The sequence below is a fragment of the Hydrogenophaga sp. NH-16 genome (genome assembly GCF_004006415.1).
Classification (GTDB): Bacteria; Pseudomonadota; Gammaproteobacteria; order Burkholderiales; family Burkholderiaceae_C; genus Hydrogenophaga; species Hydrogenophaga pseudoflava.
The window spans coordinates 1,584,828-1,610,703 of record NZ_CP029344.1 but is presented as its reverse complement, the minus strand read 5'-3'; the positions used below and the strand labels follow the sequence as shown (position 1 = coordinate 1,610,703).

General features: G+C 69.1%; 26 protein-coding genes. 14 read left to right on the top strand and 12 right to left on the bottom strand.

What is annotated here, in order from left to right; genetic code table 11:
- Positions 1-13: 13 nt before the first annotated feature.
- Positions 14-1,171, top strand: a complete 1,158-nt coding sequence (locus DD542_RS07785) for a zinc ribbon domain-containing protein (protein WP_241559719.1) — start codon at positions 14-16, stop codon at positions 1,169-1,171.
- Here DD542_RS07785 and DD542_RS07780 read toward each other — a convergent pair.
- Positions 1,071-2,246 carry an MFS transporter gene (locus DD542_RS07780; RefSeq protein WP_079364300.1) on the bottom strand — a complete coding sequence of 392 codons (1,176 nt, stop codon included), beginning with the start codon at positions 2,244-2,246 and terminating at the stop codon, positions 1,071-1,073. The two genes, DD542_RS07785 and DD542_RS07780, sit on opposite strands and share 101 nt — an antisense overlap.
- 111 nt (positions 2,247-2,357) lie before the next feature.
- Between DD542_RS07780 and DD542_RS07775 the strand changes: the two genes are divergently transcribed.
- Positions 2,358-2,825, top strand: coding sequence for a hypothetical protein (locus DD542_RS07775; RefSeq protein WP_241559718.1), 468 nt, complete (start codon positions 2,358-2,360; stop codon positions 2,823-2,825).
- Between the two features lie 100 nt (positions 2,826-2,925).
- Here the strand turns inward: DD542_RS07775 and DD542_RS07770 are convergent, their stop codons facing one another.
- The 6 genes from DD542_RS07770 to DD542_RS07750 all read right to left on the bottom strand — a co-directional run bounded on the left by DD542_RS07770 (position 2,926) and on the right by DD542_RS07750 (position 8,095).
- On the bottom strand, positions 2,926-3,717 hold the full coding sequence (locus DD542_RS07770) for a YiiX/YebB-like N1pC/P60 family cysteine hydrolase (protein WP_127804868.1): 792 nt from the start codon (positions 3,715-3,717) through the stop codon (positions 2,926-2,928).
- A 13-nt stretch (positions 3,718-3,730) separates the two neighbouring features.
- Positions 3,731-4,897 (bottom strand): tRNA guanosine(34) transglycosylase Tgt, encoded by a 1,167-nt coding sequence (tgt, locus tag DD542_RS07765; RefSeq protein WP_127804866.1) that lies wholly within the window; start codon positions 4,895-4,897, stop codon positions 3,731-3,733.
- Between the two features lie 112 nt (positions 4,898-5,009).
- Entirely contained in the window at positions 5,010-5,390 is a 381-nt protein-coding gene (locus DD542_RS07760; RefSeq protein WP_127804864.1) for a c-type cytochrome, read from the bottom strand.
- Positions 5,391-5,530: 140 nt separating this feature from the next.
- Positions 5,531-6,799 (bottom strand): PQQ-dependent sugar dehydrogenase, encoded by a 1,269-nt coding sequence (locus DD542_RS07755; protein WP_127804861.1) that lies wholly within the window; start codon positions 6,797-6,799, stop codon positions 5,531-5,533.
- Between the two features lie 46 nt (positions 6,800-6,845).
- On the bottom strand, positions 6,846-7,001 hold the full coding sequence (locus DD542_RS23555; RefSeq protein WP_157576319.1) for a hypothetical protein: 156 nt from the start codon (positions 6,999-7,001) through the stop codon (positions 6,846-6,848).
- A gap of 161 nt (positions 7,002-7,162) precedes the next feature.
- A complete protein-coding gene (locus DD542_RS07750) occupies positions 7,163-8,095 on the bottom strand; it encodes a LysR family transcriptional regulator (RefSeq protein ID WP_066157286.1) in 933 nt (310 codons plus the stop codon).
- 108 nt (positions 8,096-8,203) lie between these two features.
- On the opposite strand from DD542_RS07750, the gene DD542_RS07745 reads away from it, so the two are divergent.
- The 3 genes from DD542_RS07745 to DD542_RS07735 all read left to right on the top strand — a co-directional run bounded on the left by DD542_RS07745 (position 8,204) and on the right by DD542_RS07735 (position 10,428).
- A complete protein-coding gene (locus tag DD542_RS07745) occupies positions 8,204-9,502 on the top strand; it encodes an aromatic ring-hydroxylating dioxygenase subunit alpha (RefSeq protein WP_127804859.1) in 1,299 nt (432 codons plus the stop codon).
- A complete protein-coding gene (locus DD542_RS07740) occupies positions 9,499-9,981 on the top strand; it encodes an aromatic-ring-hydroxylating dioxygenase subunit beta (RefSeq protein ID WP_127804857.1) in 483 nt (160 codons plus the stop codon). Before DD542_RS07745 ends, DD542_RS07740 begins: the two co-directional genes overlap by 4 nt.
- A 132-nt stretch (positions 9,982-10,113) precedes the next feature.
- Positions 10,114-10,428 carry a non-heme iron oxygenase ferredoxin subunit gene (locus DD542_RS07735; protein WP_127804855.1) on the top strand — a complete coding sequence of 105 codons (315 nt, stop codon included), beginning with the start codon at positions 10,114-10,116 and terminating at the stop codon, positions 10,426-10,428.
- Between the two features lie 3 nt (positions 10,429-10,431).
- Here DD542_RS07735 and queA read toward each other — a convergent pair whose 3' ends face one another.
- Complete coding sequence (queA, locus tag DD542_RS07730; protein WP_127804853.1) at positions 10,432-11,541, bottom strand: tRNA preQ1(34) S-adenosylmethionine ribosyltransferase-isomerase QueA; 1,110 nt, start codon at positions 11,539-11,541, stop codon at positions 10,432-10,434.
- 69 nt (positions 11,542-11,610) lie between these two features.
- Here queA and recG point away from each other — a divergent pair, with 69 nt between their 5' ends.
- Complete coding sequence (gene recG, locus DD542_RS07725) at positions 11,611-13,722, top strand: ATP-dependent DNA helicase RecG (protein WP_127804851.1); 2,112 nt, start codon at positions 11,611-11,613, stop codon at positions 13,720-13,722.
- On the opposite strand, the gene DD542_RS07720 is transcribed toward recG, so the two are convergent.
- A complete protein-coding gene (locus DD542_RS07720; protein ID WP_127804849.1) occupies positions 13,711-14,946 on the bottom strand; it encodes an MFS transporter in 1,236 nt (411 codons plus the stop codon). The genes recG and DD542_RS07720 overlap by 12 nt on opposite strands.
- 139 nt (positions 14,947-15,085) lie before the next feature.
- Here DD542_RS07720 and DD542_RS07715 point away from each other — a divergent pair, with 139 nt between their 5' ends.
- Genes DD542_RS07715 through ubiA form a run of 3 tightly spaced genes read left to right on the top strand, consistent with a single transcriptional unit; the run spans position 15,086 to position 17,915 of the window.
- Positions 15,086-16,084, top strand: a complete 999-nt coding sequence (locus DD542_RS07715; RefSeq protein ID WP_127804847.1) for a LysR family transcriptional regulator — start codon at positions 15,086-15,088, stop codon at positions 16,082-16,084.
- On the top strand, positions 16,081-17,040 hold the full coding sequence (locus DD542_RS07710; protein ID WP_066157265.1) for a hydrogen peroxide-inducible genes activator: 960 nt from the start codon (positions 16,081-16,083) through the stop codon (positions 17,038-17,040). Before DD542_RS07715 ends, DD542_RS07710 begins: the two co-directional genes overlap by 4 nt.
- On the top strand, positions 17,037-17,915 hold the full coding sequence (ubiA, locus tag DD542_RS07705) for a 4-hydroxybenzoate octaprenyltransferase (protein WP_127804845.1): 879 nt from the start codon (positions 17,037-17,039) through the stop codon (positions 17,913-17,915). Before DD542_RS07710 ends, ubiA begins: the two co-directional genes overlap by 4 nt.
- Positions 17,916-18,328: 413 nt before the next feature.
- On the opposite strand, the gene proC is transcribed toward ubiA, so the two are convergent.
- The 3 genes from proC to DD542_RS07690 are packed head-to-tail and all read right to left on the bottom strand — an operon-like array spanning position 18,329 to position 21,488.
- The gene (gene proC, locus DD542_RS07700; RefSeq protein WP_127804843.1) at positions 18,329-19,156 is read right to left on the bottom strand and encodes a pyrroline-5-carboxylate reductase; all 828 of its coding nucleotides are present in this window, start codon (positions 19,154-19,156) and stop codon (positions 18,329-18,331) included.
- Positions 19,157-19,185: 29 nt separating this feature from the next.
- A complete protein-coding gene (glpK, locus tag DD542_RS07695; protein ID WP_127804841.1) occupies positions 19,186-20,679 on the bottom strand; it encodes a glycerol kinase GlpK in 1,494 nt (497 codons plus the stop codon).
- A gap of 32 nt (positions 20,680-20,711) precedes the next feature.
- Positions 20,712-21,488, bottom strand: coding sequence for a DeoR/GlpR family DNA-binding transcription regulator (locus DD542_RS07690; RefSeq protein WP_127804839.1), 777 nt, complete (start codon positions 21,486-21,488; stop codon positions 20,712-20,714).
- Between the two features lie 159 nt (positions 21,489-21,647).
- Here DD542_RS07690 and DD542_RS07685 point away from each other — a divergent pair, with 159 nt between their 5' ends.
- The 5 genes from DD542_RS07685 to DD542_RS07665 are packed head-to-tail and all read left to right on the top strand — an operon-like array spanning position 21,648 to position 25,803.
- Complete coding sequence (locus DD542_RS07685) at positions 21,648-22,727, top strand: ABC transporter ATP-binding protein (RefSeq protein WP_127804837.1); 1,080 nt, start codon at positions 21,648-21,650, stop codon at positions 22,725-22,727.
- A 1-nt stretch (position 22,728) separates the two neighbouring features.
- The gene (locus DD542_RS07680) at positions 22,729-23,799 is read left to right on the top strand and encodes an ABC transporter ATP-binding protein (protein ID WP_127804835.1); all 1,071 of its coding nucleotides are present in this window, start codon (positions 22,729-22,731) and stop codon (positions 23,797-23,799) included.
- A complete protein-coding gene (locus tag DD542_RS07675; protein WP_079364318.1) occupies positions 23,796-24,686 on the top strand; it encodes a sugar ABC transporter permease in 891 nt (296 codons plus the stop codon). Before DD542_RS07680 ends, DD542_RS07675 begins: the two co-directional genes overlap by 4 nt.
- On the top strand, positions 24,683-25,495 hold the full coding sequence (locus DD542_RS07670; protein WP_127804833.1) for a carbohydrate ABC transporter permease: 813 nt from the start codon (positions 24,683-24,685) through the stop codon (positions 25,493-25,495). Before DD542_RS07675 ends, DD542_RS07670 begins: the two co-directional genes overlap by 4 nt.
- Positions 25,495-25,803: a DUF2160 domain-containing protein gene (locus DD542_RS07665; RefSeq protein ID WP_066157242.1), complete on the top strand. Its 309-nt coding sequence runs from the start codon at positions 25,495-25,497 to the stop codon at positions 25,801-25,803. The genes DD542_RS07670 and DD542_RS07665 overlap by 1 nt, the downstream gene beginning before the upstream one ends.
- Positions 25,804-25,876: the final 73 nt, after the last annotated feature.

The window sequence follows — 25,876 nt, the reverse complement described above, 5'->3', positions numbered from 1 at the left end:
CGAGGGAAACACCATGAGCAAATCCTTGCGCCTGTCCGAGAAATGGTTCCGCCGCGGCCTCTGGCTGGTGGCTTTCCTGTTCGCCTGGTTCCTCACCGGCCTGGGCAGCACCATCGTCGGCGATCTGCCGCAGGTGGAGCAGACGCGCTCGCTGGAAGACTTCATGGACCCGCAGCGCACGCCTGTGCTCAAGGAGTCCATCAAGACCGCCGAGAAGGCCGCCGAAGAGGCGCAGGCCGCGCTGGAGCAGGCGCAGCTGAAGCTGCAGACCGCGCGCGCCGACAACCGCGCCGCGCGCGAGACCTTCGACAACTGGCTGGCCACGCGCAGCGTGACGCAGCGCGCCGAGCAGGACGAGGAGGTGCTGCAGCGCACGCGCGAGCTCGATGGCCTGCGCAAGATCGAACGCGACGCGCTGGCGGCGGTGGAGAAACAGCAGCAGGTGGCGCTGGACGCGCGCCAGGCGCAGCAGCGCGCGCAGGCCGAACTGAGCAGCCTGGAAGACGCGGCGCGGGACACCTACATGGAGGAACAGCGCGCGCAGGAGCTGCGCGTGTTCGGCTACCGGCTGGCGCTCACGCTGCCGCTGCTCGTGGTGGCCGGCTGGCTGTTCAAGAAGCACCGCAAGGGATCGTCCTGGCCGTTTGTCTGGGGCTTCATCTTCTTCGCGCTGTTCGCGTTCTTCGTCGAGCTGGTGCCCTACCTGCCGAGCTACGGCGGCTATGTGCGCTACATCGTGGGCATCCTGCTCACGGTGATCGGCGGGCGCTACGCCATCGCTGCGCTGCAGCGCTACCTGGAGCGGCAGAAGGCGGTCGAGGCGCTGCCGGACACGCAGCGCCGCAAGGAGATGGACTACGACCTGGCGCAGGCGCGGCTGGCCAAGAACGTCTGCCCGGGTTGTGAGCGCGCGGTCGACCTCAAGGACGGCAAGACCGACTTCTGCCCGCACTGCGGCCTGTGCCTGTTCGACCGCTGCGGCCACTGCAGCACGCGCAAGAGCGCCTTCGCGCGCTACTGCTTTGCCTGCGGCACCGAGGCCCGCCGGGGCGACGCGCCGGATGCCGGTCTCACGCCCGCTCCCGCAGCAGCGGCCGCAGCGCCCACAGGCCCAGCGCCGGACCCAGCGCCAGCCCTGTCAGCAGCCAGCCCAGCGGCACCGTCCGCGTGACTTCGACGAACAGCAGGATGCTGGCGATGCTGATGGCAAAACCGATGCTGTTGGTCAGCGTCAGCACGCTGCCCACCGCCTGCGGCGGCGCGTTGCGCGCGGTCAGTGTGGAGAACTGCGGCGAGTCGCCCGAGACGGTGATGCCCCAGACCAGCAGCCAGCCGTAGAACAGCGCATCGGGCGCTCCGATCAGCACCGGCGCGAGCACGCAGCACAGACCGCTGATGGCGAGCTGCACGCCTGCCACGCGGGCGCTGCCGAAGCGCGGAGCCAGCCAGCCGCCACCCACGCAGCCCAGCACGCCGGCGCCCAGCATGGCGAAGGCGGTCCACGACAGCGCGGTGCCTTGCAGCCGCGTTGCGAGGATCAGCGGCATCAGCACCCACAGCGTGTACAGCTCCCACATGTGGCCGAAATAGCCGAGCACCGAGCTGCGCACGCGGGCGTCGGTGACGATGGTGGCGAGCGCGCGCCACTGCAGTGTGGTCACGCGCGCCACCGCGCCGGGCGGATCGGGCAGCAGCGTGTAGAGCGACACCCCACCCGCGGCCGCCAGCGTCGCCACGCCCAGCATCAGCGTGGGCCAGGGCAGCGTGTCGCCGATGGCGCGCAGCGCGTGGGCGCTGGCCGAGCCGAGCACCAGCGCGCCGATCAGCAGGCCCAGCGCCGGTCCGAGGCCGCGCGTGTACCACTGCGCGGCGATCTTCATGCCCACCGGGTAGATGCCTGCGAGGAAGAAGCCGGTGGCAAAGCGCCAGGCCAGCAGCGCGCCGAAGTCCGAGACCATGGCCCACGCGCCGACGGTGCAGCCCGCGCCGGCCAGCGCGCAGACCAGGAACACGCGGCGCGGCGGAAAGCGGTCGGCAATCGCCAGCAGCGCGAACACCAGGGTGCCGGCGATGAAGCCGGCCTGCAGCGCCGATGTCAGGGTGCCGACGGCGGTGGCGGGCCAGCCGAAGGCGCGCTGCAGGTCGGGCATGACCGCATTGACCGCGAACCAGAGCGAGGTGCCGGCGAATTGCGCCAGCACCAGCACGGGCAGGACGTGACGGGGAACGAAGGACTGGGTATTCATGGGTGATGCCGCCGGTGCCGGTTCACGGTTCTTCACCGGAAGACAGTGGTTTCTTGACAGTGGTCACGGAGGATCGCCGCACAAGCATGTGCTTGGGCCTGAAGGATCCACATGGATATCTCCTCTGTTGTTCGTTCGTTGCGCCGCCCGGCCGGTTGGCTGGGCGCCGTTGCCGCCGTGTCCACACTCGCCGCCTGCTACGTGATGCCCATTGATCCGCGCACCGGGCAAGCGGTGCCGCCACCCCAGGCGGCCGCCGCGGTGGCGTCCGCGTTGCCCCTTAGCTTCCAGGCCCGACTCTATCCGGCCAACGAGCTGGCCAGCGGTCACGGGGTCATCAGCGCGACCGTCACCAACGATCTGCAGGGCCGTGGCACCTTTTCCACGGTGATCGGCGGTGAGTCGTTCTCGGGCGAGGCCACCCGCAAGGCTGGCTCCAGCCGCGAAGGGCTGGCGAACGGTGCCGGTAACCGTGGCGGCTACATCACCTGCGCCTACACCATGAACTCGGCCACGCTGGGCTCAGGCACCTGCCGCCTGTCCAGCGGCGCACTCTTCAGCATGCATATTGGTTCGTGAGCCCCCACGCTCCACCGCTTCGCGGGTCGCTGCCCCCCGAGGGGGCTGATCCGCCTTGGGGCGGCCCGGCGGCGGCTCGCCACTGACCGCCTGGAGGCGCTCAGTCGGCCAGGCCGACGGCCATCTCATCGGACGGCATGGGCGCTGTCTTGAGGTGGCCGACGTATTGCAGCGCCTGCTCGGTGCGCACCGAGGGCACGTCGCCCTCGCGCATGTGCAGCAGGTCGGCCGGGCTGATCAGGCGCGGGTCGGCGGTGGTCAGCGGCAGCCTGGCGTGGCGGTAGGCTTCGAGCACGAACTGCGAGCAGAAGAAGCGGTCGTTCTTGACGGCGCCGAGCTGGATCGCCGCCAGCCCGCGGATGCAGTAATCGCGCACCAGGCCGGGAATCAGCGGCAGTTCGCAGTACTGCCGTCCGATGCTGAAGGGCGCCTGCAGCACGATGCCGGCGGTGTTGTACTTCTTGCCGGCGTGCTGCCGGGCGAAGGCGTTGAGCGCCGCGATGTGCTCGTCCCCGACGCCCGGATGGCGCAAGGCGACGATGGTCGACTCGCCGTCCATGTACTCCTGGGTGCTGCGCAGGCGCACGCCCGCGCCGACCGCCTCGACGAACTGGCCATCGCCCAGATAGAGGGCGGCGTGGCTGACCGGCGCCACGGTGATCAGGCGCACGCCCATCGAGACGATGCTGTGGGTCGAGCTGAGCACGATGTCGCCCGCGCGCAGGTCGTCGGGCGTGATCTGCAGGCCGCCGTTGCTGGGTGTGAGCGCCAGCCGCTGCTGCACGCGCAGCGCGGGCTGGCCTTCGTCGGGCGCCAGGTCGACGTGGGTGGCGCAGCCGGCCAGGACCAGGGCCAGCGCAGTGGAGAGGACCCGAAGCAGAAGGTGCGTCATGGATGGCGACGGGTCAGACGCCGCGCGCGCGGTCGGACTTGAACTGCTGGCGGAAGGCCTCGAAGCGGCCGGCGTCCAGCGAGGCGCGCACCTCCTGCATCAGGTTCAGGTAGTAGTGCAGGTTGTGGATGGTGGAGAGCATGGGGCCCAGCATCTCGCCGCAGCGGTCGAGGTGGTGCAGGTAGGCGCGGCTGAAGCCGTCGCGCCCGCCGTCGGCCCAGCTCACGCCGGCCTTGCCGGCGCAGGCGTAGCAGGTGCAGGTCGCGTCCAGCGGCTGGTGGTCGGTCTTGTGGCGCGCGTTGCGGATCTTCAGGTCGCCATGCCGCGTGAACAGCGTGCCGTTGCGCGCGTTGCGCGTGGGCATGACGCAGTCGAACATGTCGACGCCGCAGGCCACGCCTTCGACCAGGTCCTCCGGCGTGCCCACGCCCATCAGGTAGCGCGGCTTGTTCGCCGGCAGGCGGTGCGGCGTGTGCGCCATGATCTGCAGCATCTGCTCCTTGGGCTCGCCCACGCTGACGCCACCGATGGCGTAGCCGGGGAAGTCCATCTCCACCAGCGCCTCCAGCGACTCCTGGCGCAGGTGCTCGAACATGCCGCCCTGCACGATGCCGAACAGCGCGTTGGGGTTCTCCAGCCGCGCGAATTCGTCTTTGGAGCGCACGGCCCAGCGGCGGCTCATCTCCATGCTCTTGCGGGCTTCGGCCTCGGTGGTCAGGTGGCCGTTGGTCTCATACGGCGTGCATTCGTCCAGCTGCATGACGATGTCGCTGTTGAGCCCGGTCTGGATCTGCATGCTGACCTCGGGCGACATGAACAGCTTGTCGCCGTTCACGGGCGAGGCGAAGTGCACGCCTTCTTCGGTGATCTTGCGCATGGCGCCCAGCGACCAGACCTGGAAGCCGCCCGAGTCGGTGAGGATGGGCTTGTGCCACTTCTCGAAGGCGTGCAGGCCGCCGAAGCTCTTCATCACCTCCTGGCCCGGGCGCATCCAGAGATGGAAGGTGTTGCCCAGGATGATCTGGGCGCCCATGTCTTCCAGGCTCGCGGGCGTGACACCCTTGACGGTGCCGTAGGTGCCCACGGGCATGAAGATGGGGGTCTCGACCACGCCGTGGTTGAGGGTGAGGCGGCCACGGCGCGCGTGGCCCTCGGTCTTGAGAACGTCGAACTGGAGCATCCGCCGATTGTCGCCGAGCGCTCCGGGCGACCTGCCGCCGGGCCGCCCAAGGCAGGTCAGCCCCCTTGGGGGGGCAGCGACCCGCGCAGCGGCGGAGCGTGGGGGCTGCTTTTTACTTCTTCACGTCAAGGGCCAGGATCCAGGACACCAGCTGGGCCGCGTCGACTTCCGAGATCGCCACCTTGTTGGGCGGCATCGACAGGCCGGACACCTTGTCCTTCCAGTGGCTCTCGTAGGGGCTGGAGCCGGCCATCACGGTGGCGGTCAGCTGCTGCTGGGCGCCTTTGACGCTCTTGTACTTGGCGGCGACATCGCGCCAGGCCGGGCCGATGGGCGCCATGCCGTTCGGGCCCTTGGCTCCGGGCTCGATGTTGTGGCAGGTCATGCAGCCGGCGCCGGTGGCGAGCTTGAGGGCGGCCTGGTCTTCGGCCGGGCCGGCCCAGGCGGTGGCGGCCAGCAGGGTGGCCGAGAGGGCGATCAGGGTGCGTTTCATGGGAGGACTCCGTGGGTTTCTGGGGGGAACGTCCTCAGGCTATCAGCGCTCCCGGGCCGCGGATTGATCCTTGTCAAGGCGCCGGGGCTCCGTCTCAGGATGAGACGGGCGGTGGCTGCGGCGCCACAGGTGTTGCTGTCTCAGGAACCGCCGCTGCTTCGCGTCTCGGGCGCCACCACCAGCACGGTGCGGTTGCGGTCCTCGACGATCCACAGCCAGCCCCGGTGATCGACCGTGGCACCGGCCGGGTTGCCCTGCGGGCGGATGCCGGGCATGACCCGCCAGCCGGAGACGATGTTCTCGCGCGCGCCGGTCGGGCGGCCGTCGGGGCCGAGGCGCCAGGCCACGATGCGGTGGCCCTGGGCGCGGTAGCCGTGCCAGACCGCCAGCAGCCGTCCGCTCCACGGGTGTTCGGGCTGGCCGGCGGCCGCGGGTGGCACGGCCAGCAGCTGCAGCGGCGCCACATGGGCCGGCCAGGCCTGGAACGGTGGGCGGTGGGCCTGTCGGCGGGCGCACTGCGCGCGCTGCTCGTAGCCGCGCGCCACCACGCTGCGGCCCTGCGCATCGCTGACGCAGTAGGGCCAGCCGTGGTGCGCGCCGCGTTCGAGTTCGTTGAGCTCCTCGGCCGGGGCTTTGGCGTCGCTGTAGTCGACCGAGTTCTCTGCCTGCCAGATGCGTTCGGTCCTGCCCGCCGCGTCCTGGGTGAGCGCCAGGCCCAGCGAGTTGCGCAGGCCGGTGGCAAAGGGCTTCGGTGTCTGCGGTTTCAGGTCCGGGCCGACCAGGGTGGTTTCGTACACCGCGGCCCGGGGAAGGGGTCCCGCGGTTTCCGGGCAGGGCAGGGGCTGCTGCTGGTGCTCGTCCCGGCAGGCGTCGCTGGCCGACCCCATATTGATATAGAGGCGCCCCTTGCGGCCGAAGGCCAGCTCCTTGAGCGGGTGCGCGCCGTCGGCGGGCAGGTCCTTGAGCAGGTCTTCGCGGGCGAACACGGCGGTGGGCGTGCGCCAGACCGTGCCGGCCTCGCCCACATAGACCTTGCCATCGGGGCCGCGCGCGAGCCCGTGCGGGCGGTCCAGCCCTCGGGCCAGCACCGTCACCCGGTCCGCGTCGCCCGGCTGTCCGTCCACCCGCAGCTCCAGCAGGCGCCCGCGGCGGGGCTCCCAGTTGCCCATGTCGGTGATCCAGAAGCGGCCGGGGGACACCTCGACCAGGCGGCGCGGCATCTGCAGGCCGTCGCGCGCGTCGGCCACCAGGCCCACGCACCAGCCCTTGGGTGCGGTCAGTGCAATGCGGGGATAGCCGGCGCAGCGGCCCTGGGTGGCGTAGCGGGAGGCCTCGGGCTCCGCCCGTCCCGCGACGGGCAGGGCGATGAGGCCAGCCAGCGCCAGCGGGAGGCAGCGACGTCGTGTCATCGGGCCATTGTGAACCGCGTGGCGGCTCGCCCAGCCCACGCCCAGGTCAGTGAGCCGGTGTGGAGGATTCGGCCGAGGGCTCGACTGTGACCGCCGCCGACTCGGTGCGTTCGTCCGAACTGGACCAGCCCCAGGCCAGCAGCAGGGCCAGGCTCACGGACAGCAGCAGGGCGATACCCAGGCGGAACAGCATTTCGATCACGGACAGACTTTCGGCGGCGGGAAGGTGGGCGGTATTGTGCCCGTGCGACCGGGTCCTGCAGTCGGGCGTGTTCACGGCTGCTGCACAAAAGTCACATCCGAAGGCCGGGCTGTAGCACTTTTGTAGCGAAGCCTGTGACCACTGGATACCTTGTCGCCGCTTCAGGGGCTGTCCACGGCCCCGGCGGCGGTGCCGAAGTGCTGCGCCACCAGGCCGCGCAGCCACTGGTGGCCAGCGTCGCGGTGCAGGTGGGCGTGCCAGAGCTGGGCGATGGTGCTGGCCGGCAGGCGCAGCGTCAGCGGCCGGGCCACCAGCGCGTGCGGGCCGGCCAGGCGCTCGGCCAGCCGCTCGGGCACGGTGGCCACCAGGTCGGTGCTGCCCAGCACCTGGCCCAGCGCCACGTAGTGCGGCACGGTCAGCTGCACTTGGCGCGCCACGCCCAGGCGCTGCAGGGCCTCGTCGACCTGGCCGTGGCCGGTGCCGGCCGAGACCACGCGCACGTGGGCGGCCTGCCGGTATTGGGTGGCGTTCAGCGGCGCGTCGCCCGCCGCCAGCGGGTGGCCGGCGCGCATCAGCGCCACGTAGCGCTGGCGGAACAGCGCCTGCTGGAAAAAGCCGGCCTGCAGCTGCGGCAGCGAACCCAGCGCCAGATCGACCCGGCCGGCCGCCATGTCCTCGCGCAGCGCCGCGTCCGCCACCGGCACGCAGCGCAGCGTCACGCCCGGCGCCTCGCGCGCCAGCGCGTCCATCAGCACCGGCAGGAAATAGATCTCGCCCACGTCGGTCATGGCCAGGGTGAAGCAGCGTTCGCTGGTGGCCGGGTCGAAGCTGGCGCGCACGTTCAGCGCGCCCTGCAGCCCCCGCAGCGCCTGTGCCACCGGTTCGGCCAGCTGCAGCGCGTAGGGCGTGGGCGCCATGCCGCTGGGCGTGCGCAGGAACAGCTCGTCGTCCAGCAGGTCGCGCAGCCGCCGCAGCGCGTTGCTCACCGCCGGCTGGCTCAGGCCCAGCGACTCGGCCACGCGGGAGACCCGGCCGTCCTGCACTAGGCGGTCGAACACCACAAGCAGGTTGAGGTCGATGTCGGTGAGCTTCATGGGTCTGAATATTCAGGTTGTGAATACAGCGTATCACGCCGATTCCCTTGCCGGATGGCGGGGCGGCGGCCATCATGGGCGCCACAAGAACACCCGTGGAGACAAGCCATGTCCGTTTCCCCCGACGCCCTGCACTGGGAAGCCGGCGGCACCAGCCGCATTCCCTTCGCTGTCTACACCGACGAGCAGCGCCACCAGCGCGAGTTGGAACGCCTCTTCTACCAAGGCCACTGGTGCTACGTGGGCCTCGAAGCCGAGATCCCGAACCCCGGTGATTTCAAGCGCACCGTGGTCGGCGAGCGCTCGGTGATCATGACCCGCGCGGCCGACGGCCAGATCCACGTGGTGGAGAACGTCTGCGCGCACCGCGGCATGCGCTTCTGCCGCAAGCGCCACGGCAACGCCACCGAGTTCGTCTGCCCCTACCACCAGTGGAGCTACCAGCCCGACGGCACGCTGCAGGGCGTGCCGTTCCGCCGCGGCGTGCGGCAGGACGGCAAGGTCAACGGCGGCATGCCGGCCGACTTCAACCCCAAGGACCACGCGCTGACCAAGCTCAAGGTGGCGGTGCGCGGCGGCGTGGTGTTTGCGTCGTTCGACCACGGCGTCGAGTCGCTCGAGGACTACATGGGGCCGACCATCCTGCGCTACTTCGACCGGCTGTTCAACGGTCGAAAACTCACCATCCTGGGCTACAACCGACAGCGCATCCCCGGCAACTGGAAGCTGATGCAGGAGAACATCAAAGACCCGTACCACCCGGGTCTGCTGCACACCTGGTTCGTCACCTTCGGCCTCTGGCGCGCCGACAACAGGAGCGAGCTGCGCATGGACGCACACCACCGCCATGCGGCCATGGTGTCCACCCGCGGCAGCATGGGCCAGGCCAGCGGCCAGGCGGCACAGGTGACCCAGGTGTCGAGCTTCAAGGAGAGCATGCAGCTGGAAGATCCGCGCTTCCTGGACATCGTGCCCGAGCCCTGGTGGCAGATGGGCGACCAGATGCCGACCGCGGTGATGACGACACTCTTTCCGAGCGTCATCTTCCAGCAGCAAGTCAACAGCGTGAGCACGCGCCACATCCAGCCCGACGGCCACGGCGCCTTCGACTTCGTGTGGACGCATTTCGGCTTCGAGGACGACACGCCCGAGATGACGCAACGCCGCCTGCGGCAGGCCAACCTGTTCGGCCCGGCGGGCTTCGTGAGCGCCGACGACGGCGAGGTGATCGAGTTCTCGCAGCAGGCCTTCGAGAGCAAGCCGCAGCACCGGGCGCTGGCCGAGCTGGGCGGGCGCGAGGTGGGGGAGACCGACCACATGGTGACCGAGACGCTGATCCGCGGCATGTACGAATATTGGCGCAAGGTCATGGAAGCACCGGAGAAGAACAAGGGAGGTACCGCATGAGCGCGCTCGACTTCGAGACCTTCCAGGCCCTGCAGGCGCTCTACAGCGACTACGCCTCGGCCGTCGACAGCGGCGACTGGGACCTCTGGCCGACCTTCTTCACGACGGACTGCGTCTACAAGCTGCAGCCGCGCGAGAACCACGAGCGCGGCGTTCCGCTGTCCACACTGGCCTTCGACAGCCAGGCCATGTTGCGCGACCGCGTCTACGGCATCAAGGAAACCCTGTTCCACGATCCGTACTACCAGCGCCACGTGGTGGGCGCACCCGTCGTCCGTCAGATCGACGAGCAGGGCCGGCTGCACTGCGAGGCCAACTACGCGGTCTTCCGCACCAAGCTCGACGGCCCCAGCACGGTGTTCAACGTCGGGCGCTACCTGGACATCGTGGCGAAGACGCCCGACGGACTGAAGTTCGCGCAACGTCTCTGCGTCTACGACAGCGAGATGATCCCGAACTCGATCATCTACCCGATATAGGCCCACCCCTGCGCCGCCTGCGGCGTCACCCCCTCAAGGGGGCGATGCGAGTGGCCCGGCAGAGCCGGTTCCACCGCATCCCCGAACAGGCATTTCGCGCTGGACATGACTTTGACAATGCAGGAGCACTTCATGAGCAACTGGACCGACGTGGCCGCCGAGGCCGATCTGTTCGAAGGCGCGGGCATCCCGGTGGCGCCGGGCGGGCGCGACATCGCGCTGTTCTCGGTGGAGGGCGAGGTGTTCGCCACCGACAACCTCTGCACCCACGGCAACGCCAAGCTGTGCGACGGCTTCGTGGAGGGGCACGAGATCGAGTGCCCGTTTCACCAGGGCCGCTTCGACCTGCGCACGGGCGAGGCGACGCTGCCGCCCTGCACCCAGCCGATCAAGGTCTGGCCGGCGAAGGTCGAGGGCGGACGGGTCTTCTTGAATCTCGGCGCCTGATCTTCAGGCGGCCGTTGAGCGAGCCAGCAGCATCGCATCCCCGTAGCTGAAGAAGCGGTAGCCCTGCGCCACCGCGTGGCGGTACAGCGCCATCACGTGTTCGTACCCCGCGAAGGCGCTGACCAGCATCATCAGCGTGCTCTTGGGCAGGTGGAAGTTGGTCACCAGCACATCGACCACGCGGAAGTCGAAACCCGGCGTGATGAAGATGTTGGTGTCGCCCTGCAGCTCGCCGGTCTTGGCCCAGCTCTCCAGCGTGCGCACCGTGGTCGTTCCCACGGCGACCACGCGGCCGCCGCGCGCTCGGCAGTCCTCAATCGCCTGCACCGTGGCGGGCGGGATGGCGTAGCGCTCGTGGTGCATCACATGCTCCTCGATGCGCTCGGTCTTCATGGGCGCGAAGGTGCCGGCGCCCACGTGCAGGGTCACGTTGGCGCGCCGCACGCCGCGGGCCTCCAGCCCGGACAACACGCCCTCGTCAAAGTGCAGCGCGGCGGTCGGCGCGGCCACGGCGCCGGGCACGCGCGCGAACACGGTCTGGTAGCGGCGCTCGTCTTCGGCGTCGTCGCCGTGCGTGATGTAGGGCGGCAGCGGCACATGGCCGTGGCGCGCCATCAGCGTGTACGGGTCTTCGCCCGCCGGGCCCTCGAGCCGCAGGCGGAACAGCTGGCCCTGCTCGTCGGGCCAGCGGCCGATGAACACCGCGTCGAAGCCGCCGCCTTTCAAACCGCCGGCCAGGTGCAGGCGCCCGCCGGGCAGGGGCTTCTTGCTCACGCGCAGGTGGCCGACGACCTCGTTGGGCGAGCCGTCCAGCGCCTCGTGCGGCAGCAGCACCCGTTCGATCAGCAGCTCCAGCTTGCCGCCGCTGGCCTTCTCGCCGAACAGGCGCGCCTTGACCACCTGGGTGTCGTTGAAAACCAGCAGGTCGCCCGGCTGCAGCAGGCCGGGCAGCTCGCGGAAGATGCGGTCCACCGGCTCAGACCCGGTGCCGTCGAGCAGGCGCGAGGCGCTGCGCTCGGCGGCCGGGTGCTGGGCGATCAGGTGTTCGGGGAGGGTGAAATCGAAGTCGGCGACGGTGAAGGCGCGTGCCGAAGAAACCGGAGAGGTGCTCATGCTGCTTGAGGGCCGGACGAGGCCCGTTCCAAGTGAAGGTATGGATGGAAGTACAGGCAGAATTGTCCCATGCCCGAAGCCCCGCCCACCGCCCCGCGCAAGGAACTCTCTGCCCCGCAGAAGGCCATGCACAAGCTCGGCCTGGTGCGCGACATCGACCTGGCGCTGCACCTGCCGCTGCGCTACGAGGACGAAACCCGCATCGTCGCCCTGCACGACGCGCGCGATGGCGAGGTGGTGCAGGTCGAGGGCACGGTGACGAAGCAGGACATCCAGTACCGGCCGCGCCGCCAGCTGCTGGTCACGCTGGACGACGGCAGCGACACCTGCACCCTGCGCTTTTTCAGCTTCTATCCCTCGCACCAGAAGACGCTGGCGGTCGGCGCTCGGGTGCGCGTGCGCGGCGAGGTGCGCGGCGGTTTCATGGGCAAGACCATGATGCACCCCGCCTTCCACGCGGCCGGCGGCGAACTGCCCGAGGCGCTGACCCCCGTCTACCCCACCAGCGCCCAGCTGCCGCAGGCCTACCTGCGCAAGGCCGTGGTGTCGGGCCTCAAGCGCGCCGACCTCAGCGAAACCCTGCCGCAGCCGGTGTTGAGCTCGCTGCAGGACACCTTGCAGGGCCTGCGCGCGCCGCTGATGTCGCTGCGCCAGGCGCTGGAATACCTGCACCACCCGGGCCCGGACGTGGCCATGGGCGCGCTGGAAGACCGCAGCCACCCCGCCTGGCAGCGCCTGAAGGCCGAAGAGCTGCTGGCGCAGCAGCTCTCGCAGCTGCAGGCCAAGCGCGAGCGCGACGCCTTGCGCGCGCCGGGTCTGTCGGCCAAGGTGGGTGGTCTGCACGAGCAGTTGCTGACCGTGCTGCCGTTCGCGCTGACGGCCGCGCAGCGCCGCGTCGGCGAAGAGATCGCGCGCGACCTGCAGCGCCAGGTGCCCATGCACCGGCTGCTGCAGGGCGACGTGGGCTCGGGCAAGACCGTGGTGGCCGCGCTGGCCGCCGCCATCGCCATCGACAGCGGCTGGCAGTGCGCGCTGATGGCGCCGACCGAGATCCTGGCCGAGCAGCATTTCGCCAAGCTCATCGGCTGGCTGGAACTGCTGCTCGAACCCCTGGGCAAACGCGTGGCCTGGCTCACCGGCAGCCAGAAGAAAAAGCAGCGCACGGAGATGCTCGAACTCATCGCCAGCGGCGAGGCCGCGCTGGTGGTCGGCACGCACGCGGTGATCCAGGACCAGGTGCAGTTCAAAAACCTCGCCCTGGCCATCATCGACGAACAGCACCGGTTTGGCGTGGCGCAGCGGCTGGCGCTGCGATCCAAGATGGGGGGGGCTGAGCTGGGTGCGGGCGAACCGCACCTTCTGATGATGTCGGCCACGCCGATTCCCAGAACCCTGGCGATGAGCTACTACGCCGACCTCGATGTCTCGACCATCGACGAGCTGCCGCCTGGCCGCACGCCCATCGTCACCAAGGTCGTATCCGACAGTCGCCGCCACGAGGTCATCGAGCGCATCCGCGCCCAGGTGGCCGAGGGCCGGCAGGTCTACTGGGTCTGCCCGCTGATCGAGGAGAGCGAGGCGATCGACCTTTCGAACGCGACCGCGACCCATGCCGAACTCAGTCAATTGCTCCCCGGCGTGCTGGTCGGCCTGCTGCACTCGCGCATGCCGGTGGCCGAGAAGAAGGCGGTGATGTCGCTGTTCAGCGGCGGCCACATGGGCGTTCTGGTCTCGACCACGGTGATCGAGGTGGGCGTGGACGTGCCCAATGCCTCGCTGATGGTGATCGAACACGCCGAGCGTTTCGGCCTCTCGCAGCTGCACCAGCTGCGCGGCCGGGTGGGGCGCGGCGCGGCGGCCTCGGCCTGCGTGCTGCTCTACACGCCCAACGAAGGCGGACGCCTGGGCGAGACCGCGCGCGAACGGCTCAGGGCCATGGCCGAGACCAACGACGGCTTCGAGATCGCGCGCCGAGACCTGGAGATCCGCGGCCCCGGCGAGTTCCTCGGCGCCCGCCAGTCGGGCGCGCCGCTGCTGCGTTTTGCCGACCTGGCCACCGACACCCACCTGCTCGAATGGGCCCGCGAGGCGGCGGCGCAGATGCTGCTCAGGTTCCCCGAAGCCGCCGAGCGGCATGTGGGCCGCTGGCTCGGCACCAAGGCCGAGTACCTAAAGGCCTGACGCCGCCGGGCGGGGCGTGCGGCCCACGAACATGGACAGCACGAGCAGTCCGGCCGCGGCCCCGAACGTGACCTGGACGCCGTGCAGCAGGGTCGCGGGTGCGGCGGCGGCGGGCTCCGTGGTGACCCAGGCAAACACCCAGCCCATGACCGAGGCCCCGGCCATCAGGCCCAGGTTGCGCGCCAGGTTGAGCAAGCCGGAGACCTCGCCCCGGCGCGCCGCGGGCAGCCGGGTCAGGGTGGCCGTGTTGTTGGCGGCCTGGAACAGCTGGTAGCCCGGGGTCAGGACCGAGATGGCGAGCAGGTAGCCCGCCAGACCCCACGGACCGGGCAGCACCGCCAGCCCCAGCGCGCCGGCCAGCATGACCAGCAGGCCGATGCGCAGCGTGTGCGCCGCGCCCCAGCGGTCCACCAGTTTCCCGGCCACGAAGCCGAACACCATGGACATCATCGGTCCGGCCGACATCGCGGCCCCAACCCAGACTGTCTCCAGCCCCAGGCCACCGGACAGGAAGAACGGGCCGATCACCAGTGTGGCCATCATGACCGTGGCCACCAGCGCGTTCATGACCAGGCTGGCACCCAGCGCGGTCCCTTGCCAGAGCGCCGCGCCCCCCGCCGGCGTGCCGCTTCGGGACGCAGACACCGGGGCGGGCGCCGGCAGGTGCCGGTGGACCAGCCAGAGGGTCAGCAGGCTCAGGGGCAGCGTGGACAGGAACATGGCGCGCCAGCCCAGCCAGGCGATCAGCAGGCCGCCGACCGACGGCCCGAGCGCGGTGCCCACCGCCGACATGCTGGCCAGCCAGCCCATGGCGCTGCCAGTGCGCTCCTTGCCAACGGTCTCGCCCGTCATGGCCATGGCGAGCGTCATCATCGTCGCGGCCCCCAGGCCCTGGAGGGCGCGGGCCGCCACCAGGGCTTCCAGGGACGGTGCCTGTGCACAGAGGAGCGAGGCCAGGGTGAACAGCAGCAGACCCGCCATGAGCAGGCGGCGCCGGCCCAGGCGGTCGCCCAGTCGCCCGGCCACGACGACCAGCGCCGTCATGGCCAGCAGGTAGGACAGCACCACCCACTGCACCTGCTGGAACGATGCGCCGAACGCCTGCGTCAGGCTGGGCAGGCTCACATTGGCCATGCTGGTGCCCAGCGACGACAGCAGCACCGACAGCGAAAGACCGGCCAGGGCGCCTGTGGGGCCGGGCCGGTGGGAAAGAAATTGGGACATGGTGGCGTTTCCTCAAAAGTCCTGCACAGCAGGCGTGAGGGCACTGTATTTTTTTGCATGACATGGCGGAAGACGCATGGGTTGCATTGATATGTTGCGTCTGACGCCATGTATGACGGGTTTGCGCTATGGTGCGGCCATGCCCACGCCCGATCTCAACCTGCTGTTCACGCTGGATGTCCTGCTGCAGGAAGGCAGCGTGGCGGGGGCGGCCCGCCGGCTGCGCCTGAGCGCCTCGGCCATGAGCCGGGCGCTGGCGCGGTTGCGGGCCACCACGGGAGATCCGCTGCTGGTCCGGGCCGGGCGCAGCCTGGTGCCCACGCCCCGTGCCCTGGCGCTGCGGGAGCAGGTCCGCCAACTGGTGCAGGACAGCGTGGAGGTGCTGCAACCCGCGGATGTGCTGGACCTTCAGCAGCTGCAGCGGACCTTCACCCTGCGCAACCGCGAGGGCTTTGTCGAGAACTTCGGCGCCGCGCTGGTCGAGCGTGTGGCCGCGCAGGCGCCGGGCGTGCGCCTGTGCTTCGAGCAGAAGACCGAGCGGGACAGCGCGGCCTTGCGGGAAGGTCTGGCCGATCTGGAAACTGCGGTGGTGGGGCCGGCGCTGGCGCCGGAGTTGCGGGCCCAGGCGCTGTTCAGCGACCGGTTTGTCTCGGTGGTGCGCCAGGGGCACCCGCTGGCCGGCCGGCTGCACGAACTGCAGCCCTACGTCGCTGGCCGGCACATCGGCGTGGCCCATCGCATGGGTGGGCAGGAGGGCGTTGACCTGGCGCTGGAACGTCTGGGCCTGCGGCGCCAGCTGGACCTGAGCGTGGGCAGCTTTTCCGCGGCGCTGGCGCTGGCCCGCGCCACCGACTACATCGCCAACGTGCCCGAGCGCCACACCCACAGCCTTCGCGACGGCATGTTCAGCGCCCCGCTGCCGGTGCAGGTGCCGGCGTTCTCCGTGTCCCTGATATGGCACCCGCGGTACAGCGCCGACCCGGCGCACCGATGGCTGAGGCACTGCGTGCGCGAGGTGGTGCTGGACCGCCTGGCGGACATGCCGGTGCTGGACGGGGGCCTCCCGGGCCTGTCCGGGTTGGACGACATGCCCATGGGCGCAGGCGGCGCGGCGTCCGAGAGCAAAATACAGCCATGACCCTGACGGAACTGAAATACATCGTGGCCGTGGCGCGCGAGAAGCACTTCGGCAAGGCCGCCGAGGCCTGTTTCGTGTCGCAGCCTACTCTGTCCGTGGCGATCAAGAAGCTAGAAGAAGAGCTGGAGCTCAAGATCTTCGAGCGCAACGCCAGCGAGATCGCCGTCACGCCGCTGGGCGAGCAGATCGTGCGCCAGGCGCAGACCGTGCTGGAGCAGGCCGCCGCGATCAAGGAGATCGCCAAGCGCGGCAAGGACCCACTGGCCGGCCCGCTCAAGCTGGGCGTGATCTACACCATCGGCCCCTACCTGCTGCCCAACCTGGTGCGCCAGGTCATCGAGCGCACGCCGCAGATGCCGCTGATGCTGCAGGAGAACTTCACCGTCAAGCTGCTGGAGCAGCTGCGCCTGGGCGAGATCGACTGCGCCATCCTGGCCGAGCCGTTCCCGGACACCAACCTCGCCATCGCGCCGCTGTACGACGAGCCCTTCATGGCCGCCGTGCCGGCCAGCCACCCGCTGGCCAAGCGCAAGGCCATCACCACCGACGAGATCAAGAACGAGACCATGCTGCTGCTGGGCACGGGGCACTGCTTCCGCGACCACGTGCTGGAGGTCTGCCCCGAGTTCGCGCGTTTCTCCAGCGACACCGAGGGCATCCGCAAGAGCTTCGAAGGCTCGTCGCTGGAGACCATCAAGCACATGGTGGCCGCCGGCATGGGCGTGACCCTGGTGCCGCGCCTGTCGGTGCCGCGCTCGGCGCTCGACGGCTCGGCCGACAACTCGCAGGACCTGGGCGACGCATCGTTCGTGCACTACCTGCCCTTCGACGGCGACCCGCCGACGCGGCGCGTGGTGCTGGCCTGGCGCCGCAGCTTCACGCGCTACGAAGCCATCGCCGAACTGCGCAACGCCGTTTATGCCTGCGAACTGCCGGGTGTGAAGAGACTGTCATGAGCTCCGCTGCATTGCCCGAACCGCGCCCGTCCAAGCTGGCGCTCTACCTCGACCTGATCCGCTGGAACCGGCCCGCCGGCTGGCTGCTGCTGCTCTGGCCTTCGCTCTCGGCGCTGTGGATTGCTGCGCAGGGCTTTCCGGGCTGGCACCTGCTGGTGGTGTTCGTGCTGGGCACCATCCTGATGCGCAGCGCCGGCTGCTGCGTCAACGACGTGGCCGACCGCGAGTTCGACAAACACGTCAAGCGCACCGCGCAGCGGCCCGTGACCAGCGGGCGCGTGGGCGTGAAGGAGGCGCTGGCGGTGGGTGGCGTGCTGGCCTTCGTGGCCTTCCTGCTGGTGCTGACCACCAACACCGCGACCATCGCCTGGTCGGTGCTGGGTCTGGTGCTGTCGCTGATCTATCCGTATGCCAAGCGCCATGTGTCCATGCCGCAGGCGGTGCTGGGCGTAGCCTTCAGCTTCGGCATCCCGATGGCCTTCGCCGCGGTGACCGAGGCGGTGCCCTGGCAGGCTTGGGCGCTGATGGCGGGCAACCTGTTCTGGGTGCTGGCCTACGACACCGAGTACGCCATGGTCGACCGCGACGACGACCTCAAGATCGGCATGAAGACCTCGGCCATCACCCTGGGCGACGCCGACGTGCCGGCCATCACCGCGTTCTACCTGGTGTTCCTCGGCATCTGGACCGCCGTGCTCTGGGGCCAGGTGAACCTCCTGGTCTGGGGCGCCATGCTGCTGGTGGCGCTGGCCCAGGTGGTCTGGCACTGGCGGCTGATCAAGGACCGCACGCGCGACGGCTGCTTCAAGGCCTTCCGTCTGAACCACTGGCTAGGGTTCACGGTGTTTGTGGGGGTTGTGCTCGGGTTGGTTTGATTCCTTTTGGGATTGATCGCGCGGTACCGTGGTAGACAGCGCTGGCACTGTGCAGCGGTGGTTATGTTTGTGTGCGACGAGGCCACACAAGCCGAGCAACCGCGACGATTGGCAGCGCCACAAGACAGACCGCGACGGCGGCTACCAGCCCAACAATGTCTCCTCCATCACTCATGAAGGTGGAGGCGCGGTCAAGTCTCTCTTTCGAGCTGGTTAGCGCAGTGGTTACCAAATACAAGCCCAGGGCTGCAAGCAGGACGAACAGCGAGTAGCCCAGCCACTCTATGGCAATCGTGGGCCGCCAGGAGAGCAACACGTATGCTCCAAAAGCGAGCATTGGGCCACCCCATAGGAGCATGCAGACCCGCACGAAGAGCGGGTCTGCAATCAGCGCTTTGAAGTACGCCACGGGGCTACTTCCCGAAGTCCCGTCCCAATTCGGCCGCACGGGTTTGAGCGGCGACCAAGGCCTTCTCGAACAGCGCCTTCATGTCCGACGCTTCCATCGAGGTGATGGCCGCGTAGGTCGTGCCGCCCTTGGACGTCACGCGTTCGCGCAGGGTCTGCAGCGGGTCGTCCGAGCGCTGGGCCAGGGTGGCGGCGCCGATGAAGGTGCCGATGGCGAGTTGCTGCGCCACCTCGGGCGCCAGGCCCATGCGGGCGCCCGCGTCGCGCATGGCTTCGAGGAAATAGAACACGTAGGCCGGGCCGGAACCCGAGAGCGCGGTCACGGCGTCCAGGTCGGCTTCCACATTCACCCACACCAGCTCGCCAGTGGTGCGCACCACACGCTCGACCAGGGCCTTGTCGTCAGCGCTCACGGCGGCGCGCGCCATCAGGCCGGTCATACCCAGGCCGACCAGGGCCGGGGTGTTGGGCATGGCGCGCACGATGCGTTCGGTGCCGAGCCAGGCGGCGATGCTGTCGCTGGTGATGCCAGCGGCCACGCTCAGATGCAGGGCGCCGTCCACGTGGGGACGGGCGGCCGCGGCGGCGTCCTTGAAGGTCTGCGGCTTGACGGCCCAGACCACGAGATCGGAAGGCTTCAGCTCCGCGCTGGCCACGGGCAGCACGGCCATGCCCGGGAACTGCTGCGCGAGCTTCGCGCGCTGCTCGTCCCAGGGCTCGACCACCTGCAGGGCGCTGGTCGGGTGGCCCTGGCGGACCAGGCCGCCGATGATGGCGCTGGCCATGTTGCCGCCGCCGATGAAGGTGATGAGGGGATGGGTGGAGGTGTTCATGCCGCCATTGTCCCCGAGGCGTTGAGCGCTCAGGGCGCTGTCGTCTGCCTGACCGCGTGCTCCCATTCCGCCATCTTCTCGGCCGCGCGTTCCCGTGAGAGCGTCGGGTGGAACACGCGCTCGGCGCGCCACTGTTTCGAGAGTTCGTCGAGCCCGGCGTACACGCCGCATTGCAGGCCCGCGAGGTAGGCGGCGCCCAGGGCGGTGGTCTCGATCACGGCCGGCCGCACCACCGGGATGCCCAGCAGGTCGGCCTGGATCTGCATCAGCAGATCGTTGACGCAGGCGCCGCCGTCCACGCGCAGCTCGGCCACCGGCACGCCGCCGCTGGCGACCGCGTCGCGGCTCATGGCGTCGAGCAGGGCGGCGCTCTGGAAGGCGATGCTTTCCAGAGCGGCGCGCGCGATGTGGGCGATGGTGCTGCCGCGCGTGAGGCCGACGATGGCGCCGCGGCTCTCGGGCTGCCAGTAGGGCGCGCCCAGGCCGGTGAAGGCCGGCACCATGATCACGCCACCGGCGTCGGGCACGCTCTCGGCCAGGGCCTGCACCTCGCTGCTGGACGGGATGGCGCGCAGGCCGTCGCGCAGCCACTGCACGACCGCGCCGCCGATGAAGACGCTGCCTTCGAACGCGTACTGCGGCTTCCCGGGTGGCTGCGCGGCGGCGGTGGTGATCAGGCCGTTCTGGCTGGTCTGGAAGCGTTCGCCGTTGTGCATCAGCATGAAGCAGCCGGTGCCGTAGGTGTTCTTGGCCATGCCGGCGGAGAAGCAGGCCTGGCCGAACAGCGCGCTCTGCTGGTCGCCCGCCACGCCGCCGATCACCAGCGGCCCGCCCAGCCACTCGGGGCGCACCTCGCCGAAGTGGGCGCTGGAGGGCAGGGCGGTGGGCATCATGGCCGCGGGAATGCTCATGGCCGCGAGCAGCTCCTCGTCCCAGCGCTGGGTGTGGATGTTGAACAGCATGGTGCGCGCGGCGTTGCTGTGGTCGGTCACATGGGCCGCGCCGCCGGTGAGCTGCCAGATCAGCCAGCTGTCGACGGTGCCAAAGGCCAGTTCGCCGGCCTCGGCCTGCGCGCGCGCGCCGGGCACGTGGTCCAGGATCCACTGCAGCTTGGTGCCCGAGAAGTAGGCGTCGATGCGCAGGCCGGTCTTCTGCAGCACGGGTTCGCTCAGGCCACGCTCGCGCAGCGCGGCGCAGGTGCTTTCCGCGCGGCGGTCCTGCCAGACGATGGCGTTGTAGACCGGCTCGCCGGTCTTGCGGTTCCACACGACCGTGGTCTCGCGCTGGTTGGTGATGCCCACGGCGCGGATGTCGCTCGCTTTCAGTCCGGCCTTGGCCAGCGCCTCGCGCGCCGTCTCCAGCTGCGTGGTCCAGAGGTCGCGCGGGTCGTGCTCGACCCAGCCCGGCTGCGGGTAGATCTGGCGGAACTCGCGCTGCGCCATCGCCACGACATGGCCGTCGCGGTCGAACACGATGCTGCGCGAACTGGAGGTGCCCTGGTCCAGGGCCAGCAGGTAACTCATGGGGTGTCTCGTCTCTTGTGGTCTCGAATGAGTCAGGCCGTGTCGCGGCCGGCCACCACGCACTCCACGTCGCCCTGGGTCAGCAGCGCGTCGAAGGGCGGCGGGGGCGGTTCGTCGGTGAACAGCACGTCCACCTCGTCCAGCCGCGCCAGCTCCACCATCGCCGGGCGGTTGAACTTGCTGTGGTCGGCCGCCAGCCAGACCTCGCGCGACTGGCCAATGATGGTGCGGGCGACCTTGACCTCGCGGTAGTCGAAGTCGCGCAGCGTGCCGTCGGCCTCGATGCCGCTGATGCCGATCAGGCCGATGTCGACCTTGAACTGGCGCATGAAATCCACCGTGGCCTCGCCGACGATGCCCTGGTCGGCGCCGCGCACCTGGCCGCCGGCCACGATCACCTCGCAGCTGGGGTTGGCGCTCAGCAGGGCGGCCACGTGCAGGTTGTTGGTGATGACGCGCAGGCCCTGGTGCTGCATCAGCTCGCGCGCCACCGCCTCGATGGTGGTGCCGATGTTGAGGATCAGCGAGCAGCCGTTGGGCACGCGCTGCGCGATGGCCCGGGCGATGCGGGTCTTGGCCTCGGACTCCATGGCCTGGCGCTGGCGGTAGGCGATGTTCTCGGTGGTGGAGCCGGGCAGCCGCACGCCGCCGTGGAAGCGCGAGAGCAGGCCGGCTTCGGCCAGGCGCTGCACGTCGCGGCGCACGGTCTGCAGGGTGACGCCAAAGCGCTCGGCCAGGGCTTCGATGGTCTGCGGGCCGTGGGTGCGCACCACGTCCAGCAGGTGGGTGTGTCGGGGGGCCAGGTTCATGGACATCGTGCGGTCGGGGATCGGGGTGCTCCGAACATAACGGAAAAGGATATTCGGCCGTTAAGGGTAAATACCGAATAAAGAAGAACAAAAACGAACAATAGAATCCGCCAAACGAAAATAAAACAACAGGCCCGCGGGCCTCCTTCTGGACATCGAATGCAGCTATCCCTGGAGCAGGTGGGCAAGACGGTCGGGCCTTCGGTCCACCTCCACCCCATGAGTCTGAATCCGGCGCCGGACGCCGTCACGGTGCTGCTGGGCGCCACGCAGGCGGGCAAGACCAGCCTGATGCGCCTCATGGCCGGCCTGGACGTGCCGACCAGCGGGCGCGTGCTGGTGGACGGGCGCGACGTCACCGGCACGCCGGTGCGCGAGCGCAACGTGGCCATGGTCTACCAGCAATTCATCAACTACCCGTCGATGACGGTGTTCGACAACATCGCCTCGCCGCTCAAGCTCGGCGGTCGGCCCCGGGCCGAGATCGAGCGCCGCGTGCGCGAACTGGCGGCGCGGCTGCACATCGAGGTGTTTCTCGAGCGCCTGCCGGCCGAGCTCTCGGGCGGGCAGCAGCAGCGCGTGGCCCTGGCGCGCGCGCTGGCCAAGAACGCCCCTCTGATGCTGCTGGACGAGCCGCTGGTGAACCTGGACTACAAGCTGCGCGAGGAGCTGCGCGAAGAGCTGACCCAGCTGTTCGCCGCTGGCGACTCCACCGTGGTCTACGCCACCACTGAACCGGGCGAGGCCCTGCTGCTGGGCGGCTACACCGCGGTGCTCGACCAGGGCGAGCTGCTGCAGTACGGCCCCACGGCCGAGGTGTTCCACCGCCCGAAGTCGCTGCGCGTGGCGCGTGCCTTCAGCGATCCGCCGATGAACCTGCTGGCGGCCGACGTGGCCGAGGGCGGTGCGCAGCTCAGGGGCGGTCCGCTGCTGGCGGTGGCGCTGCCGCAGCACGCCACCCGCGCGCTGACCCTGGGCATCCGCGCCAGCGCCGTGCGCGTGGCGCCGCGTCCGGGCGACGTGGCCCTGGCCGGTCGGGTCGAGCTGGCCGAAATCTCCGGCTCCGACACCTTCGTGCACGTGCACACGGCGGTCGGCGAGATCGTGGCGCAGCTCACCGGCGTGCACGACTTCGCCCTGGGCAGCGCGATCACGCTGCACGTGAACCCGGCGCAGGTGTACGCCTTCGACCAGACCGGCGACCTGCTGGTGGCGCCGCAACGCGCGAAGGGAGTCTGAGATGGCCCGCATCGATCTCGACCTCGCCCACTCCTACCGGCCGAACCCGAAGGAAGACAGCGACTACGCGCTGCTGCCGCTGAACATGAGCTTCGAGGACGGCGGCGCCTACGCGCTGCTCGGCCCCTCGGGCTGCGGCAAGACGACCATGCTCAACATCATGTCGGGCCTGCTGGTGCCGTCGCACGGCACAGTGAAGTTCGACGGCCAGGACATGACGCGCGCCACGCCGCAGCAGCGCAACATCGCCCAGGTGTTCCAGTTCCCGGTCATCTACGACACCATGACCGTGGCCGAGAACCTGGCCTTCCCGCTGAAGAACCGCCGGGTGCCGGCGCAGCAGATCAAGGCCCGGGTGGGCCAGATCGCCGAGATGCTGGAGATGAGCCACCAGCTGGACATGCGCGCTGCCGGACTCAGTGCCGACCAGAAGCAGAAGATCTCGCTGGGCCGCGGCCTGGTGCGGCCCGACGTGTCGGCCGTGCTGTTCGACGAGCCGCTGACGGTGATCGACCCGCACCTGAAGTGGCAGCTGCGGCGCAAGCTCAAGCAGATCCACCACGAACTGAAGCTCACGCTGATCTACGTGACGCACGACCAAGTCGAGGCGCTGACCTTCGCCGACCAGGTGGTGGTGATGACGCGTGGCAAGGTGGTGCAGCTGGGCACGCCCGACGCGCTGTTCGAGCGCCCCGCGCACACCTTCGTCGGCCACTTCATCGGCTCGCCGGGCATGAACTTCCTCGACGCGCAGTCCGCGGGCGGGCAGCTGCAGCTCGGCGGCCGACAGCTGGCGGCGCCGCAGGCGCTGCCCGAAGGCTCGCTGCGCCTGGGCATCCGCCCCGAGTACCTGGCGCTGGCACCCGCCGGGGCCGCGGCCACGCTGCCCGCGACGGTGCAGAAGGTGCAGGACATCGGCACCTACTTCCTGGTCACGCTGGACGCGGCCGGCCAGACCCTCAAGGCTCGCCTGGCGCCGGATGCGGCGCTGCCCGCGGTGGGCGACGAGGTCGGTGCGCAGGTGCTGGGTGAGCACACCTGTTTCTACAAGAACGAGGAGCTGGTGGCATGAGCGCGACCACAAAACCCGTGAACCAGAAGGCCTGGTTCCTGATCCTGCCCGTCTTCATCTGCGTGGCCTTCTCGGCCATCCTGCCGCTGATGACGGTGGTGAACTACTCGGTGCAGGACATCATCTCGCCCGAGCGCCGCGTCTTCGTGGGCACCGAATGGTTCGCCAGTGTGATGCGCGACGAGGACCTGCACGCCGCTCTGTGGAACCAGATGAAGTTCTCCATGGCGGTGCTGGCGGTCGAGATCCCGCTGGGCATCGCGCTCGCGCTGGCCATGCCGGCCCAGGGCTGGAAGGCCTCGGCCACGCTGGTGATCGTCGCCCTCTCGCTGCTGATTCCCTGGAACGTGGTCGGCACCATCTGGCAAATCTTCGGCCGCGCCGACATCGGGCTGATGGGCCACGCCCTGCAGAACCTGGGCATCGAATACAGCTACACCGGCGACGCCACCCACGCCTGGCTGACGGTGCTGCTGATGGACGTGTGGCACTGGACGCCGCTGGTGGCCCTGCTGGCCTACGCCGGCCTGCGCAGCATTCCCGACGCCTACTACCAGGCCGCCCGCATCGACGGCGCCAGCAAGTTCGCCGTGTTCCGCTACATCCAGCTGCCCAAGATGCGCGGCGTGCTGATGATCGCGGTGCTGCTGCGCTTCATGGACTCTTTCATGATCTACACCGAGCCCTTCGTGCTCACCGGTGGCGGCCCCGGCAACGCCACCACCTTCCTCAGCCAGTACCTGACGCAGAAGGCGGTCGGCCAGTTCGACCTCGGTCCCGCCGCTGCGTTCTCCCTGATCTATTTCCTCATCATCCTGCTGTTCTGCTTCGTGCTCTACAACTGGATGCAGAGCCTCGGCCAGGCCGAGAAAGAGGTGCAATCGTGAACGAGCGTCGATTCAAGAAGAGGACGCTGTTCCTCATCGCCTACCTGGTGTTCGCGCTGTTGCCCATCTACTGGATGGTCAACATGAGCTTCAAGACCAACCAGGAAATCCTCAGCAGCTTCAGCCTCTGGCCGCAGTCCTTCACCTGGGACAACTACAAGCTCATCTTCACCGACGAGAGCTGGTATTCGGGCTACATCAACAGCCTGATCTATGTGTGCATCAACACCGTGATCTCGCTGACCGTGGCGCTGCCGGCGGCCTACGCCTTCAGTCGCTACAGCTTCCTGGGCGACAAGCACGTCTTCTTCTGGCTGCTGACCAACCGCATGACGCCACCGGCGGTGTTCCTGCTGCCCTTCTTCCAGCTCTACACCACGGTGGGCCTGATGGACACGCACATCGCGGTGGCACTGGCGCACCTGCTGTTCAACGTGCCGCTGGCGGTGTGGATTCTCGAAGGCTTCATGTCGGGCATCCCGCGCGAGATCGACGAGACCGCCTACATCGACGGCTACAGCTTCCCGCGCTTCTTTATCACCATCTTCCTGCCGCTGATCAAGGCGGGTGTGGGCGTGGCGGCGTTCTTCTGCTTCATGTTCAGCTGGGTCGAGCTGCTGATGGCGCGCACGCTCACCAGCGTGAACGCCAAGCCCATCGTCGCCACCATGACGCGCACCGTCAGTGCCAGCGGCATGGACTGGGCCACGCTGGCCGCGGCGGGCGTGCTGACCATCGTGCCGGGGGCGATCGTGATCTGGTTCGTCCGGCACTACATCGCCAAAGGCTTTGCCATGGGGAGGGTGTGATGTTCGAGTGGATGGCATGGACCACGCCGGTGGCCGTCTTTTTTACCTGCATCGTGCTGATGCTGATCGGCATGACCGTGTGGGAGATCCGCTCTCCCACGACTTTGCGCAAGGGCTTCCTGCCGATGGCCACCACGCGCGGCGACCGGCTCTTCATCGGTCTGCTGCTGGCGGCCTACATCAACCTGGTGTTCGTCGGCGCGGCCGAGTGGATGGCCGAGCTGATGTCGCTGGAGGAGGAGCCCAGTGTGTGGATCAGCTTCGTGCTGTCCATGCTGGCCCTGGCGCTGGTGATGCGCAAGGGCTGAACCGTTTCGAGGGAATACGGCCCGGCGCTGCCCCGGGGCCGTGGTCACCCAGCACCATGAGGGGCAGCGTTCA